This is a genomic window from Methanosarcina sp. 2.H.T.1A.6, assembly GCF_000979455.1.
GTDB lineage: Archaea > Halobacteriota > Methanosarcinia > Methanosarcinales > Methanosarcinaceae > Methanosarcina.
The window spans coordinates 1-15331 of the sequence record NZ_JJOY01000030.1 but is presented as its reverse complement, the minus strand read 5'-3'; the positions used below and the strand labels follow the sequence as shown (position 1 = coordinate 15331).

Genomic DNA, 15331 nt, shown 5'->3' with positions numbered 1-15331 from the left:
TTTTCTTTGGCTGTTCTGCGCTACTTTTCGGTTCGATCCTGTATTTTAACTCGTCCGGGTTCCCTTTCCTTATTCTATCTTTAAAATCGTCAAATTTACTATCCTGTGCCCTGGGCCGTCCATCTCGGCAAAAAATATGCTCTGCCAGGTGCCGAGTTCCAGTTTTCCATGTACAATTTGCAGGGCTTCGCTTGCTCCGAGCAGCACGGCTTTGAAATGGGCATCAGCATTATTGTCTATGCCGGTCGTGCCTGTGCCCGGCTCCAGGAGGAACAAGTCTGTCCAGCAGATTCAGAATATCTTCCCTGAGCCCGCTTTCATTCTCATTAATTATAATGCCTGCAGTCGTATGCTTGGTACTGATCCTCTTAACTTTATACGGTCTGCTGTATTTTTTTCCTGAAAACCCGGTTGACTGGAATTAATATCTCTTCGCTTCAGGCCTTTTATCTTTATGGTCTAATTTTATCTATCTATCTATTTTTTCCGGATTTTTCCGCTTCTCAGGTTTATATCTTGTTTTTCAAACTACTTCCCCAAAAGATCTTTTCAAACTCCCTGTTCCAGAGGTTTGTTCAAAGATCCTGTTTTCAGAATTGTGTTGAGGTAGAGCCTTGCCCAGACAAAGGTTATTCCGGCTCCGATTCCGTTCCCTACGACAATTCCCCACCAGGCACCTACCTGGCCCATATCCAGATTGAAGGCGAAAAAGGCTGCAAAGATCGGGGTAAATACTATGGTTCTCAGGAGGTTTGCGGTAAGCGCACTCATGCCTTTTCCTGCTCCCTGGAAAAAAGATGTCGAGAGCATTCCGAGAGAAACTGACGGGTAGAAGATACAGATCACACGCAGGAAGTGGGTGAGGTCTGGCGCTATATGGGCGGCTTCTGCTGTCTGCGTGAAAATTGCTGCAATCTGCGGGGCAAAAATAAACGTAAATACAGCAACCACACTTTCGATGAGGAGGCCCAGTTTTATTGCATAGGTGTGGGCAATTTCTGCTTTTTCAAAGTCCTTTGCTCCGAAAGCGGCTCCTGAAACCGAAACTACAGCTGTTGCAATCCCTATAAGGGGAGCAATTGCAATTGTTGCAATCCGCCAGCCAGTAGAGTAGACAGCAACTCCGTCGGTATTGCTTACTTTTACAATAATAAGGTTGAGTACAAGCATGGATAATGACATAGAAAGCTGCTGGGCGGAGGCGGGGATTGTAATCCTGAAGATGTCATTTACAATATTTCTTTCAAAGCTGAAGTCTTTAAAATCGAAGGAAACGAAAGTATCCTTCCTGAAAAAGAGCCAGTTCAGCATCATAACCGAAGAGACTGCAAGAGACAGCAGGGTCGCCCAGGCTGCCCCCGCAATTCCCATCTTTAAGGTGTATATGAAAATAGGGTCAAGGATAATATTCAGGACTGCGCCAAAGATCATTGCCTGCATTGCGCGCTTTGAATCCCCCTCGGCTCTCAGGATGGAGTTAGCTACATTCGTAAAAAAAACTACTAAGCTCCCGAGGAATATCACCCTTGCGTAAGCTACTGCAAGATCGGTTGTTTTTCCTGCTCCTGCCAGAGTGAAGATCTGGGGGGCAAAAACATAGAATGGTATGGTAAATATCAGAACGAGAAACAGCATCATTATAATCGTATGTACGGCTACGTTGTCTGCCCCTGCTTTATCCCGTGCTCCAATCTTTCGGGAGATGGCTGCTCCTCCCCCTATACCCAGCCCGTTGGATAAAGCCATGCTTATGAAAAAGAAAGGAAATACGAAGCCCATTGCAGCAAGCGCATCCGCTCCAAGCCCTGAAACCCAGAAAGTATCTACCAGCTGGTAAATGGTCTGGACGGACATCGCAACAATCATCGGGACCGCAAGTTTGATAATGGCTTTTTTTGGGTCTCCTTCAAGGATCTTTACGCCGCTTGTTTCCGGACTTTTTTCAGGATTGACGGGATTTGAATTTACGACTGCTCTGGTTTTCATTTCGTGATCTTCCTTTTAATACGTCTTTTTTCCTTTTCCTTTTTTTCAGGAATGGAATCTTTTTCAGGAATAGAATCTTTTTCAGGAATAGAATCTTTTTCAGGAGCTCAGAATAGAATCTTTTTTCCTTTTCCTCTTTTTCAGGAATAGAATTTTTTTCAGGAGCTCAGGGGACTCAGATCAAACATTAAATGAACCTGTTTTTTATCCCGTAACCTGCAGAATTAAGTTCCTTCAATGTTTCATTCAGGGAGAAAAGAAATTCGTCTCTAAGCCTTTCGGTCAGCTGCTCCGGACTAATGCACTTGAAATATGCTGGAGTTCCTTCGATGACTTCCACATACTTCTTTTTTGACATTCTCTCCAGCGTAGCATAAATCTTTGGCCTGGGAACGTGCGTAAATTCATGGATTTCCCTTGCTGTCGCCTCACCTATGCTGAGGAGTCCCAAATAGATCTTCGCCTCGTTTTCTGTGAATCCGAGTTTCTTCAGTTTGCCTATGAGCTCCGTGTACATTTCAGACCTCAGCATCCAGTATCGTTTCCCGGGGTCCGGGGCTTTTCCTTTTCAGGTACTTCCATCCAGTTCCTTCAGTGTACCAAGCATTGTCTTCAGGCTTTCCTTGTAGGCTGCAATATCTTCTTCAGCAAGCCTGTTAAGGACTTCAGATACACTTTTTTCAAGTTCCTCTGTGAACCAGTCCCTGTAAACCTTTCCTTTTTCCGTAAGTGAAATCAGGGTCTTTCTGCGGTCCCCCGGATCTCCTTTTCTGAAGACAAGCTCTTCTCTTTCCAGAGCATCGATCATGCTGGTCAGGCTCCCTTTCTGAAGGTCCAGGCATTTCCCAAGAGTCGTAGGCATTATCTCACCTACTGAACCTATAATCAGGATAGCTTTATTTTGATTCTTGTTAAGACTGTATGGGCTATTTCCTGCCTGGTGAAAAGTTTTGGCAAAATTTTTATGGAAGAGATGGATCATCTCAAACTGAAGTTTTACCGTCTCTTTTATTATTTCTTCTTTCATTGGTTATCACAGTGAGGTGCTTTTTTCCAGTCCTGATCCGGATGATAAAGCCAGGGATAGTAGCCATGGATCTATTTGTGAGGCGTTTTTGATCCAGAAGATCTGTTTTGCGAGGCGTGCTTGATTCAATCTTCTGACTGGTTTCTGGCGGGTGTTTTCCCGATCTTATCGGGTTTGACTTTTTTTGTTGGGTTTATCGAAGCTTATCGGGTTTGACTGGGTTTTAATTTATATTTATCATCCGAATCATGACTGTCTTTAATCTTACTATCTACTTTTCGTACTGTTCGATTTCAAACTAAATACTGAATAGGTTTTATTTATATTTTATGATCTGATAATCGAAGATATCTGCGAGTATCAGGCATTCTTACGTAATCAACATTTTTCCTCGGGTTTTGTAGCATGGATCATACGTCTCAGATAGAACTGGGCCCAGACAAAAGTAATCACCGACCCGATAACCGTACCCGCAACCAGCCCCCACCAGACTCCGGTAAGCCCCCAGCCGAATTCATAGGCAAAGAGCAAGGCAAAGAGGGGAGTCATTATAAGGCTCCGGAGAAGAGTTGCAATAAGGGCGCTTGTACCTTTTCCTGCACCCTGGAGAAGAGAGGCAGAGAGTATTCCGAAGGCAACCGCCGGATAGAATACGGTCATAATTTTCAGGAGCCTTGTTAGTTCCGGAGCGATACGGGCGGCAGTTTCTGCCTGGGTGAAAATGGCTGCAATCTGCGGGGCAAATGCGAATACAGCAATGCCTATGGCGGCTTCTACCAGAAAGCCTATTTCTGTTGCATAAATAAGGGCTTGCCGGGCTTTTTTGAAGTTCAGCTCTCCGAAGGCAGCTCCGCTAATCGAGACCAAGGAAACTGAAATTCCTATCAAGGGAGCAACCGCAATGCTTGCTACTCTCCAGCCAGTGGCGTAGATTGCAACCCCATCGGTGCTGCTGACATTGACAATTATCAGGTTCATGAGGAGGGCGGTCATTGCCAGAGCGACCTGCTCGACTGATGACGGTATTCCGACCCTGAAGATGTCCCGGACGATGGCCCTGTCGAATTTGAAGGAGTGGAACCTAAATGAGATGTATGTGTCCTTCTTGATAAAAAACCAGTAAAACATCAGCAGGCCCGAGCTGGCAAAAGAAATCACAGTCGCAAGAGCAGCTCCTGCAACCCCAAGCCCCAGTGTATAGATGAAAATTGGGTCAAGCACTATGTTCAGGACAGACCCCAGGATCATGGACTGCATTGCCCGCTTTGAGTCCCCTTCGCTCCTGAGAATGGAGTTTGCAACGTTTGTAAAAAAGAACACAAAACTGCCTGCAAAGATAACCCGGGCATATGAAACCCCTAATCCGGTTGTATCTCCGGCCCCACTGTACACAAAGAGGTCTTTTACAAAGGCAAGGGCGAGCACGGTAAGGGCAACTGTGAGGATGAACATTATCACGAAGGTATGCACTGCAACGTTATCCACGCCTGCCTTGTCCCTTGCCCCTATCCGCCGGGAAACCGCAGCTCCTCCTCCAACTCCAAGGCCGCCCGTAAGCGCCATCTGGATTACGAAAAAAGGAAAGGCAAACCCGACTGCAGCAAGGGCATCCGCACCAAGACCTGCAACCCAGAAAGTATCGGTCAGGCTGTAGATGGTCTGTACGGACATTGCAACTATAATAGGAATTGAGAGCTTGACCACGGCTTTTTTAGGGTCTCCGAGGAGGACATCCACACCTTCCGTAACTTTTTGATGTGTGAGGACTTCTGTTTTTTTCATCTCATTCCTGCTTTCATTTGCCTCTTTCTCTCCGGTGTTCCATTTTTCTTCTGCCGGTTCCTTGCTCATTTTTCCCGCCGTTTTTTGACTCATATATTTTTCATTCTATCACATATTTTTTATTCTATTCTTCTTTGATCTCTCTGCCTTTTACATTTTCTTATTCGCAGTAAAATGTTTTTTACTTACTTTCCAGATGCAGGGATAAAAAGTACGAACCTGAGAAACATATTTTGTGGATTAGATTAATTAAATTCGATTAATCGGCTTGATCACTGTCTAATATCGATTAATCAGCTTGATCACTGTTCAATATCAATTAATCGGCTTGATCACTGGCTAATATCGATTTTTCGGGATAATGGGTCAAGATCTTTATATATGAAAAAGTAATTTTCAGCACATGCTTTATTATAAATCAATATTTACTTTAAATTAATTAAATAAAAAGCTGAAAATCAAAAGATAGAAACGAATTTTAAATGAAAACGGGAAATTGGAGAGTTAAAAAATCTGTAAATTCAATTCCTTTTCACTCTTTTTGGGCAAAGTAAAATCCTGATTTGTTGCCACAGGATTCAAGTACCTATAACCTTTCATCCCAAATCATACTTTTTGCCAAAAATTCCCGGAACAAATAGGAGATAGATTATGTTTTCAAAATCCGATTTCAGGGGAATAGTAAACTCTATGGGTCTTGTCTTTGGAGATATCGGGACAAGTCCCATCTATACCCTTACAGTTATATTCCTTCTCACAAGACCTACGGAAGTTCACGTAATAGGAGTTTTATCTTTAATCATCTGGACACTTATTATACTGGTGACTATGGAATATGCCTGGCTTGCTATGAGCTTGGGAAAAAAAGGAGAAGGAGGCACTATAGTCTTAAAAGAGATCCTTATTCCCCTGCTGAAATCAAGTAGAAATGTTTCTTTAATTACGATATTGGCCTATATTGGGACTTCGTTCCTTCTTGGGGACGGAGTAATTACGCCTGCAATAAGCATACTGAGTGCCGTTGAGGGAGTACGCATTATTTCCGGATTTGAAAATATAGGACAGGGTACTCTTATGTTAATTGCCAGCCTGATTGCAATAGGCCTTTTTTCCTTCCAGAATAAAGGATCTGAAAAAATTGCATGGGCATTTGGACCAATAATGGTTGTCTGGTTTTTAGCTCTTGCAGTTTCAGGTATTGCCTCAATATTTTATACCCCGGCTGTATTAAAGGCTATAAATCCGTATTATGCTATTGACTTTCTCTCACATAACGGACTTGTAGGCTTCTTTGTATTATCTGAAGTTACTCTTTGTTGTACCGGTGGAGAGGCATTATATGCTGATATGGGTCATCTTGGGAGAGAGCCTATCTTAAAAGCCTGGAAGTTGATATTTTTCGCATTGGTTTTCAATTATCTTGGGCAGGGAGCATTCCTTATTAGAAATCCTGATTCTAAAAATGTTTTATTTGAGATGATCAATCATCAGGCACATATTATATTTATTCCATTCCTTATCCTGAGCATCATAGCTACGATTATTGCCTCTCAGGCTATGATTAGCGGCGTGTTCTCAATAGTTTATCAGGGAATAACGACCCGAATAATGCCAATGTTAAAAATAGATTATACATCCGGGGAATTAAAGTCACAGATATATATAAGTGCGATAAATTGGATGCTCCTTATTTCCGTATTATGCATGATATTTGTGTTTAAAGAATCGAGCAAACTTGCGGCTGCATATGGACTGGCAGTTACCGGGACCATGACGATTACGGGTATGTTGATGACTTCGATATTTTATCACAAAAAACAGACGTCAAAGGTTATTATTTCGCTATTTATAACATTCATCGACATAGTATTCCTCCTCTCAAATACCTATAAAATACCGCATGGAGGTTACTGGTCCGTTATTATAGCAGCTGTTGTCTTTGCTCTTATAGTTATATACACTTCCGGGCAAAAAAAGCTTTATGAACTGATGAAGCCCGCTAAATTTGAGGATTTCCTTGAAAAATATAATAAGGTATATACCACCGAAAATAAAATCAGTGGAACTGCCCTTTTCTTTTCACGAGACATAAACAGAATCCCTCAATACATTTCCCACGTAATGTTCAGGAATAACATTATTTATGAAAATAACATTTTTATTTCAATTATTAAGTCAGACAGTCCATTTGGAGTCGAGAGCTCGTTCACAAAAGAATTGGCAAAAGGATTGAGGTTATTTGAAATAAAGATGGGTTACATGGAAATTATTGATGTGGAACAAATTCTGAAAGACAATGGAGTTACTGAAAAAACAATTTTTTACGGAATCGAAGACATATTTACCAGTAATTTAATATGGAAAACTTTTTCCGTAATAAAGAAACTATCCCCGTCGTTTGTCCAGTTCTACAGGCTTCCTGCTGATGAGCTTCATGGAGTTATGACAAGGTTTGAAATGTGAACATAAGAAGGCAGCTTAAGAAGACAGCTAAGAAGACAGCTTAAAAATATAGCTTAAGACTGCTTAAGAAGACAGCTTAAAAATATAGCTTAAGACTGCTTAAGAAGACAGCTTAAAAATATAGCTTAAGACTGCTCAAGAAGACAGCTTAAAAATATAGCTTAAGACTGCTTAAGAAGACAGCTTAAGAAGGTGGCTTCACTGAAGCCCCTTAATTATTGGATTTGAGCATAATCAGGATATACAGGCCGGAAAGGAATTTCATGGTCTGAATTCTTTTTATGCCATTTTTTACGTGGTTTAAATATTCATTATTCATTCTGGTTCTGCATTTTTCGTTTTCTCCTTTAAGGCTTTGAGATCTGGTTCTCAACTACAATTCTTATTTTTTACCTTTATATACTCCTTCAAATCTGCCCTTAAATACCTGTCAATCTCTCCAGGGTTACTGGTCCTTGTTTCAGTAAAGAGGAATGCAAAGACCGGATACTGCCTGTAATCAAGCTTCCGCAGTTCCAGAGGTTTTTCAAAGTGAGAAACAAAACCTTCGTAATCAAACGCTTCAATATCTTCTGTTTTAAGGTCATCCGGCTTTTTGGCAATCAAAAGGCAGTATGTACTGTTATCTTTCCCCCTCTCCTGAGCTTCATCCTTATCCTTCAGGATCTCCTTCCAGTCCGGCTCCAGCCCCTCTAAAAAATACCTGTGGACATTGATTCCGTAAGCATAATACGCGATATCGGCAGTGCACCACCCCGCAAACCTGATCGGGTTCACCTCTATAGGTATTAACCTGTTGTTTTTGTCCACCCGCAGCTCGATATGCAGCGGGAAATCCCGCAGTCCGGGTCCCTGCCGCCCCGCATCCGGCAACTCAGAACCTTGCACCTCATAATCCCACAGCTTTGCAGCTTCATTTATTTGCTGTAGAAGTTTCAGGGCTGCTTCCAGATAGGTCTCAATGGTCTTTTTTGAAGTCACATAGACCTTGTCTTCAACATCATTTTCCGCCGGAAACAGATGCTTCAGGATATTCAGGACCACCGGCTTTCCCTCGCCGTTGTAGTAAGCATCCACAGCCAGCTCCGGCCCTTCGATGCAATCTTCAAGCACAAATTTCCCTGAACTGAACACCTGAGCCGGGAACAGCCCCTTGATTGCTTCCATTTCCTGCTTTAAGGCTGGCAGGATCTTTTCCCATTCTTCCCCGGTACTGACCTTATAAACTCCTGCACTGAAGAATCCGACTGCCGGTTTGATTATGAAAGGCTTTTTAACGGCTCCGATATCCAGTTCGTCCAGGTTTTCAAATTTCATTCCCTGATAGGAAAAGTCAGGATAGATGTGCTCAATCAGCTGCCTGAACCTGAACTTATCCTTAAAGAGCCCTATTTTTTCAGGGATGCCGGTGAATCCGAGGTTGTTTGCTATCCAGACGAGGGAAATTTCAGAATTGCTGTATAGTTTGCAGGTTTTCTGGCTTTTGAGGAGTTCTATGAATTCAGTGTCTTCAAGAAGTTTTACGTCTTTGTTGAAACCCAGGCTTTCAGAGGTTTTGTTTTTCAGGACAGGTAATTTCATCTCTGTGATGATGTCCTTCAGAATTTGAGAAACGTATGGCTCTTCAAGTATGATCAACTATCCCACCCCTCTTATATGAATTTTCAGTTATCCTACTTCCCTTTTATGAATTTTGTTTTTCAGCTTATATTGGTCCAGCAGTTTTGCCTGAAACACCAGGTTTTATTTGCTGATTCGGAAGAATCTCAGTTTTTTATATTCTTTTATATTGTAATACAAAAATGCAATTTCGTATGAATAAGTATTTATCTTTAGAATGCCTCTATTATTTGTTACTATTATTCTCAAATATCTTATTACAAATTAACTTGATAATATGGGGAAAACGGGGTCAATTGTGAGGGGTGGCTTTATGAAGCAGGAAATTCAGGGAACAGGAACAAAAAAGACTTCGCCCAGGGAAAAAACCGGTTTGCATGTTGGAATAAGGGGGGAATTATCTTCTGCAGCTTCACCGTTCCCCTATCTTATTCCGGCGTTTGCTCCTGTTTCTTTTCCTGCTTCTGAGTACCTGTTTTTTTCTCCCGGGCTTCTCCAGCTTGATCTGAACATTTACCGGGAGCCTATGATAAAAGCGCTTATTAAAGAACAAAGTGAGGACCTTTACCGGCTGATAAAAAAGGTGCACTTTGATGGAAAATACTACCGGGTAAAAAGTGTACATTCCGGAGAATGGGAACACTGCTGGGAACTGGCGGTCAGGATACAGTTTTTCGGAAAGCTGCAGGGGTTAGCCTTCGAGCCGAAGAGGGTCGTTTCCGGAAAAGATAAGAAAATAATCTACAGGTCCCTCATTCTGGTAAATCCTCATGAACTGTGGGACGAGGAGCTGGTCGAAAGGTTATGGAACCTTCAGGAGAGAATCGAGTTTCTGATTGCAAAAATCCTCTTTCACGAATGCATCCATGTCCTCATCTTCCTCGGAAAAACTCTGCCTTCAGGTTTCGGGCAGACGGATATTTTCCTTGAATTCAAGGAGATTCTTGAGTTTGCAAACTCGAAAAAACTGTGCCCCGAAAGTTGTGGTGTCAAGTCCCACCTTCAGAATCTGGCTGACCTTTCCCCGGACTTTCCCGAAAGCTCCGGAGAAAAGCTGGATAAGGTCCCTGAACTCTATGAGTTCCTGATCCACGAAAAATACAGCATCAAAAAAACCGATCAGGCTTTCGGCCTTTCCTGGAGCAACAGGAAAGTTTCCCGCAACTACGCGAAGATGGCAGCTTTGAAGATGGGCTCCTGCCCGGGGTCCAGTAAAAAGGATTGGGAAAAGGAAGTCTTCAGACTGCACAGGGATTTGAAAGAGCTGTATGACAGGATTGATGACAAGCGGGGCTCTGCGGAGGGCTGTTAAAAAATTCCTTGAGATACTTGAATCACAAAAAACTGGTTAATATAAGAGCAAGAGCTGAAAACCCCGGGAAATTAAGGCTGTCAGGACATTTTGTCATTCTTCATAGGTACTTACATTTTTTCTCCATTTTCCAATAACATTTTCAGGTTCTCCCCTTCTTCTTTCATATGCCCCCTGATATCTTCAACCCTCTTCCCCGCAACCTTTGAAAGTAACCCTCCAAACCGAAATGAAAGCGCAGCAGTAAAAACACTTCCGCCATTTGAAGGCTTTATGGAAAACGAGCCGCCGGAACAAATAAGAGACTCCGGAAACAGCACCTTATACTCGATCAATTCATTCCGTACACAGCTGGTAATCTCAAAGCTTAATTTTTCCAGTTTGCCCCCGAGGTATTCCTCGGCATAAAGCACAGAGCCTTTTTCAAAATTCTGTCCTTTAACCCACTTAGCAAGTATGTGGTCTTTGTGCCAGGCTCTGTAGTTTTCCGTAAAATGGGTGAACCATTCAAAAACAGCTTCAGGTGATCTGTTTATTACTACGGAATCTTTCAGCGTTGCCATGGTTTGAGTCCCCATTCTCCCTTTGCTTATATTGGTGGCTAAAATACATGTTTTTATCTCTAAAATCACTCGGACGAGAAATCTTTAAAAAGAACAGCAGTCTTAAAAATAAGGTTTTTACTTTCGCGGGAATATGAGATTGATGCACCTTTTTCAGGAGCAACTTCCTCATGTCTCAGGTGGTAAAAAAGGTATATCCTGTAATTTTTATAGCCTGCAGTATCCTGTAATTTTCATAACCTGCAGTATCCTGTAATTTTTATAGCTTCTGCAGTTTATAGCCAGATTTCATCCCTTTTTAAGATAAATACGGCCATTAATAAGAACGTTAAATTTGCTGCCCCGAACCCGGGCATGGTTCTCTCCGGGAGATATGATTCTGTTTTTACCTGGATTGGAAGGTTAAGCGTGTAGTCTTCTGCATTCTCAATATCTTCCCCGAAATAGTAAACGACTCTGCCTTGAACATTGAAGTTCCATAAATTACTGGGATAAGGAAGTTTTTTAGATCGTTTTGACATTAAAGAATAAGCCGGAAACAAGGATTATTTAAATTTAAGACAGCCTCTAAGAGGATGCTAAATGACATCAAATGGAATACTATGAAATTTATTTAAATAAATTAAAATCAAAATTAACCCATAAACAAATATATTAATTGAGGTATTGTGCCAACCACAAAATAAATTTAGAATACAAGTGAAAAGAAAAAGTCATGCTAATTTTATGTGTTTATGCATGATACCTCATCAAAAAAAATAAGGGAAATTAGTTTCCCTTAAGATATGCGAGAATCATTTCAAGTATATGTATTATCTCACTTCTTTTTAGACCGTTTGTTTCTTCTGTATTATTATTATTATTATTATCCAAAGATGTTGATGTAAGAGTATTATTTACAGTTATTGTTTTGCTTGTAATTGCAAATGTGGAATATTCAGATACTTCAGCTGTAAAGTACACATACGTTGAATCCTGTCCTGTTATTGTAATTGGTACTGCTACCCATTTACTATTATCATACATATTCAGGACAATGGACGATTTATCAAGACCATTTGCTTGAAGCCATGTCTTTTCAACTTTAAAATTAACAGCTGCATCTTCAATATCATTTACATTATCACTGTCGATCCATATGTTAAATGACTTGTAAATATCACCTGTTGGTTTCTCAACTAAAGATGTATCATCTTTCAGATCTTCGATAACAACTTTTGCCTTGCCTGAATCTGTTGTTGATTCAAAATATATATTGTTGACAACTGAATTGTCATTCTTAACATCAACAGTTACCTTCTGGCTATTATCCATGTTTACCTGTGTTGTTTCTACATACTGGATATTAGTCTGTGATGAATCACCTATAATTGTGACATCACCATTATATACAGAAGAATTGTTAGCTGTGATGTAATCCTCGTCTGTGTTTACAGATGTAATAATATCATCATCTGAAGACTCATAATTATAGTCATCGTCAGAATTGTAAATATCGTTATCTGTTGATATTACTGTAGTATCAACTACAACAGAATCATCTGCAACGATAGTACCTTCTTTTTCAACAGAATTTTCATTAGTGTCATCAGAAACATCAACAACAGTAGTTTCATCTTCAATAGTCGAATTGTCTCCTGATGAATTTGCCTTCGCCCCTGCAGTAGCGCATGGGAGTACAGCCCCAAAAATAAGGACTGAAACTAATAGTATTGACAGATATTTTTTCATCCTCTATACCTCTTCCAGGGGATTACCTGTAGAATTGTTTTGCAAAATATGTTTTTCAAAATTTTTTCTTTTGATCTCACCAGGAACTATTTTTCTCCAATAAGTACGTCTTGGTTTATCGAGCCTATGGTTTAATTCACTTTCGGCTGGCTTACTGCAGTAAAATTATGTGAAGTTTGCCTTCCAATTACGATATTGTTGAAATCAGGATATAGCTTCTGTATTTCTCCCGTCTTTTCCTTTGTATCATTTGTTAAAACTCAATAAAAAAATAGATTTTAGGGATGGCAATATAACTGGCAGTTTATTAAGAGTTGAGAAACACTACTTTTCTTGACTCTTTTTCAGGTCTCCCGCTTACCTTAAAAGTATTTTAGGTATAGAATTATTCCTAACACTATAAAAAAATCAAACTTAAAATTAAAATCGCAATTCTTATCTGTAAAAATTATATTTATTTGAGAAGTAGTGTTTTGAGGGCATAAGGAGCACAGGAATATAATCGGTGAGATAACTTTTCCAGTGAGAAAGCCTTTTCGTCAGCTATCCCCAAGGCTAATCTTAAAAAGCCGGCTGGAGCTTTATCCGTCCTTGTGCTGCGACTTTTAGCTATCTGGCTTATTCTTATTGTCTTACACTGCTCTCTTTGACGTTAAAACGGGAATAACAGGTCTTCTTTTAAAACGCATGATTCTCAAGTCCGTACCTTCGTTTTATACTCTTAAAAAGGTGAGCTCATGAAAATGCGAATTTTTCTAATAACTGTCTTATTTGTTCTATTAGCAGTTTCTTCTCCGGCTTCAGACGTTGTTCCTGATTTACGAATAGATAATATTTACAATCAAGCGAGTAGTCCCGAAACCTCGTACACTTCTTCTCAGTCCACTGTTTCAAAACCAGATTTGTCTCTAACTGAAAGCAATAGATTAGGACTTGTTTCCGGGGATGTGGCAGAGTATAAAATCAAGTTATACGTTGGGCCCGGAGAATATGACAGTATCACTCTTACCAACTATGTGCAGGAGAAAAGTCCCTGGACTACAAAAGCGGATAAAAATCTGGTGATTCTGCCAGGGCATGCTTTGACTGAGAAATTCTATTCCGACATGGCGATATACTATGCTCAGCAGGGGTACAGCGCATATATCCTGGATAGGAGAGAGACAAATATTCCAGTGGATGAAACTGATTTCAGTTTTATGCAGGACTGGACTTTTGAGGAATACCTTAAGGACACATACAAAGGTATCAATGTCTCAAGAAGCCATACAGCTCTCTTAAACGGAAAATCTGCAGAAAGCATAGAGGTTATAGTAATTGGCCACAGTCATGGAGCACTGCTTCTAACGGCTTATGAGGCAAGTGAGTATGACGATCTCCCTGCAGGCTCTGTTGACAGAGTCGTGCCTGTTGATATTATTATCAAATATAATCCAAAAAATTCGGAATTAATACCGAATCAGACTCAGGAATTTGCTTCCATTTCCGAAAGTATCGAAAAAGGAGGTTATAATGATAGTAGTATGGCAGGTATGATGTACAGAGGCTACAAGGCTTCTACAGAGCCTGAAGGGCATGATTTCAATCTTACATTCACAAACAGGCAGTTTTTCAGGCTCATGGCAAGCCAGACATATAGTTTTTCCGAATATCCCTATACTCCGGACTATCACTACTGGAGCGGGGATCTTAGCGGCCTCTATCATGTTGACGAAAACCGGCTGCTTAATTTGACTTTAACCGGGGGAGCTGTCCCTTATACGCCAAAGTATCTGGACCAGTATATGGCCGGCCTGATGGGCAATGTGGAGGGGTATGAGATAAATTCTTCCAGAATAGACTCTCCGGTACTTTATATCGGACTCGGAGGAGGCTTTGGCGATTACGGCGCATGGTGGTACGAAGATGAGGTCGGAGAAACGAATAGCAGGGTTACTACTATAAGCTGGAATAACCAGGGGCACGGTAGCCTGTTGATCGATCGCAATTCCTCTGAGTTATGGGCACTCATAGATGATTGGGTGGATGGAAAACAACCAATAAAAAGATCACATGAAATCTGAAAACAATCCTGTGTCAAATCAATAAGGCAGTGCACAGCAAAAAAGGATTATTGATTCGCACCGCCTTTTGATTGATTAGTTTACTTTTCTTTTCCAGAAAATATACTGAACTCTACTAATATTTAAATTGAAGATGGTTATGCAGATAACGTCTGATATAAGGCGACCTGCTGAACATTCTACACTCATTTTTCACTGAAAATCTGCTTTTTCGAGTAAAAATTGGAAAAAAGTTATATGGTTTGGGAGTGACTTAAAAGCTTGTTGGTGTGTTAAAAATGAAATCTTTTGCATTAGTCCGGGCAGACGACCCGGCAAAAGTAAGAATCGCATTACACGACCTGGAAATCTACGGAGACATTCAGTTTTCAACGAGTCCCAGGTGTATCGAAAACGACTATGCAGATGCGCTTCTTGTTAGTGTTATGGGGGTGCCTCTCAGGTCAAAATGTAACTTTGCTGCACTTGTGGAACTGAGTAATAATGCAGGGACAGCGATTAGCAGGTTGAAGAAAATTCATCCTCCGGCACATGTAGTTATCATCAGTCCGAAACACCATGTATTTGAGGAGATTACCGGCAAGTTCCAGAACTATCCTGAATATGATCGGTTGTTCAATCAGAAAGGCTTGAAGGAGGCTCATGGAATATTGGACGCAGGCAAAAAAAATGACGAATTAGTAAATAACTAAATAATTAAATAAATAAATAACTAAATAAATAACTAAATAAATAACTAAATCTGTCTCTTATACACATCTCCGAGCCCACGAGACAGGCAGAA

Annotated in this window: 14 protein-coding genes; 4 read left to right on the top strand and 10 right to left on the bottom strand. The window is 40.8% G+C overall.

What is annotated here, in order from left to right; genetic code table 11:
* Nucleotides 1-69: 69 nt before the first annotated feature.
* From EO98_RS07805 to EO98_RS07785, 6 genes are all read right to left on the bottom strand, one after another.
* Nucleotides 70-276 carry a YjbQ family protein gene (locus EO98_RS07805; protein ID WP_255350266.1) on the bottom strand — a complete coding sequence of 69 codons (207 nt, stop codon included), beginning with the start codon at nucleotides 274-276 and terminating at the stop codon, nucleotides 70-72.
* Complete coding sequence (locus EO98_RS19390; protein WP_255350269.1) at nucleotides 230-331, bottom strand: hypothetical protein; 102 nt, start codon at nucleotides 329-331, stop codon at nucleotides 230-232. Before EO98_RS19390 ends, EO98_RS07805 begins: the two co-directional genes overlap by 47 nt.
* A gap of 218 nt (nucleotides 332-549) precedes the next feature.
* Nucleotides 550-1986 (bottom strand): MATE family efflux transporter, encoded by a 1437-nt coding sequence (locus tag EO98_RS07800; protein WP_048138239.1) that lies wholly within the window; start codon nucleotides 1984-1986, stop codon nucleotides 550-552.
* A gap of 187 nt (nucleotides 1987-2173) precedes the next feature.
* Nucleotides 2174-2503, bottom strand: a complete 330-nt coding sequence (locus EO98_RS07795) for a TrmB family transcriptional regulator (RefSeq protein ID WP_048138444.1) — start codon at nucleotides 2501-2503, stop codon at nucleotides 2174-2176.
* A 51-nt stretch (nucleotides 2504-2554) separates the two neighbouring features.
* On the bottom strand, nucleotides 2555-3013 hold the full coding sequence (locus EO98_RS07790) for a MarR family winged helix-turn-helix transcriptional regulator (protein WP_048138237.1): 459 nt from the start codon (nucleotides 3011-3013) through the stop codon (nucleotides 2555-2557).
* Nucleotides 3014-3391: 378 nt separating this feature from the next.
* The gene (locus EO98_RS07785; RefSeq protein WP_048138235.1) at nucleotides 3392-4864 is read right to left on the bottom strand and encodes an MATE family efflux transporter; all 1473 of its coding nucleotides are present in this window, start codon (nucleotides 4862-4864) and stop codon (nucleotides 3392-3394) included.
* Nucleotides 4865-5446: 582 nt separating this feature from the next.
* Between EO98_RS07785 and EO98_RS07780 the strand changes: the two genes are divergently transcribed.
* Entirely contained in the window at nucleotides 5447-7258 is a 1812-nt protein-coding gene (locus EO98_RS07780; RefSeq protein WP_048138234.1) for a KUP/HAK/KT family potassium transporter, read from the top strand.
* Between the two features lie 369 nt (nucleotides 7259-7627).
* Here EO98_RS07780 and EO98_RS07775 read toward each other — a convergent pair whose 3' ends face one another.
* Nucleotides 7628-8896, bottom strand: coding sequence for an ATP-grasp domain-containing protein (locus EO98_RS07775; protein WP_048138232.1), 1269 nt, complete (start codon nucleotides 8894-8896; stop codon nucleotides 7628-7630).
* Nucleotides 8897-9191: 295 nt separating this feature from the next.
* Between EO98_RS07775 and EO98_RS07770 the strand changes: the two genes are divergently transcribed.
* Nucleotides 9192-10190, top strand: coding sequence for a hypothetical protein (locus tag EO98_RS07770; RefSeq protein ID WP_048138231.1), 999 nt, complete (start codon nucleotides 9192-9194; stop codon nucleotides 10188-10190).
* 110 nt (nucleotides 10191-10300) lie between these two features.
* Here EO98_RS07770 and EO98_RS07765 read toward each other — a convergent pair whose 3' ends face one another.
* From EO98_RS07765 to EO98_RS07755, 3 genes are all read right to left on the bottom strand, one after another.
* Entirely contained in the window at nucleotides 10301-10753 is a 453-nt protein-coding gene (locus EO98_RS07765) for an SRPBCC family protein (protein ID WP_048138229.1), read from the bottom strand.
* Between the two features lie 275 nt (nucleotides 10754-11028).
* Entirely contained in the window at nucleotides 11029-11274 is a 246-nt protein-coding gene (locus EO98_RS07760; RefSeq protein WP_048138227.1) for a hypothetical protein, read from the bottom strand.
* A 247-nt stretch (nucleotides 11275-11521) separates the two neighbouring features.
* Nucleotides 11522-12484: a PGF-pre-PGF domain-containing protein gene (locus EO98_RS07755; RefSeq protein WP_048138226.1), complete on the bottom strand. Its 963-nt coding sequence runs from the start codon at nucleotides 12482-12484 to the stop codon at nucleotides 11522-11524.
* 947 nt (nucleotides 12485-13431) lie between these two features.
* Here EO98_RS07755 and EO98_RS07750 point away from each other — a divergent pair.
* Entirely contained in the window at nucleotides 13432-14547 is a 1116-nt protein-coding gene (locus EO98_RS07750; protein ID WP_235283486.1) for a hypothetical protein, read from the top strand.
* 278 nt (nucleotides 14548-14825) lie between these two features.
* On the top strand, nucleotides 14826-15239 hold the full coding sequence (locus EO98_RS07745) for a DUF356 domain-containing protein (protein WP_048138223.1): 414 nt from the start codon (nucleotides 14826-14828) through the stop codon (nucleotides 15237-15239).
* Nucleotides 15240-15331 lie beyond the last annotated feature (92 nt).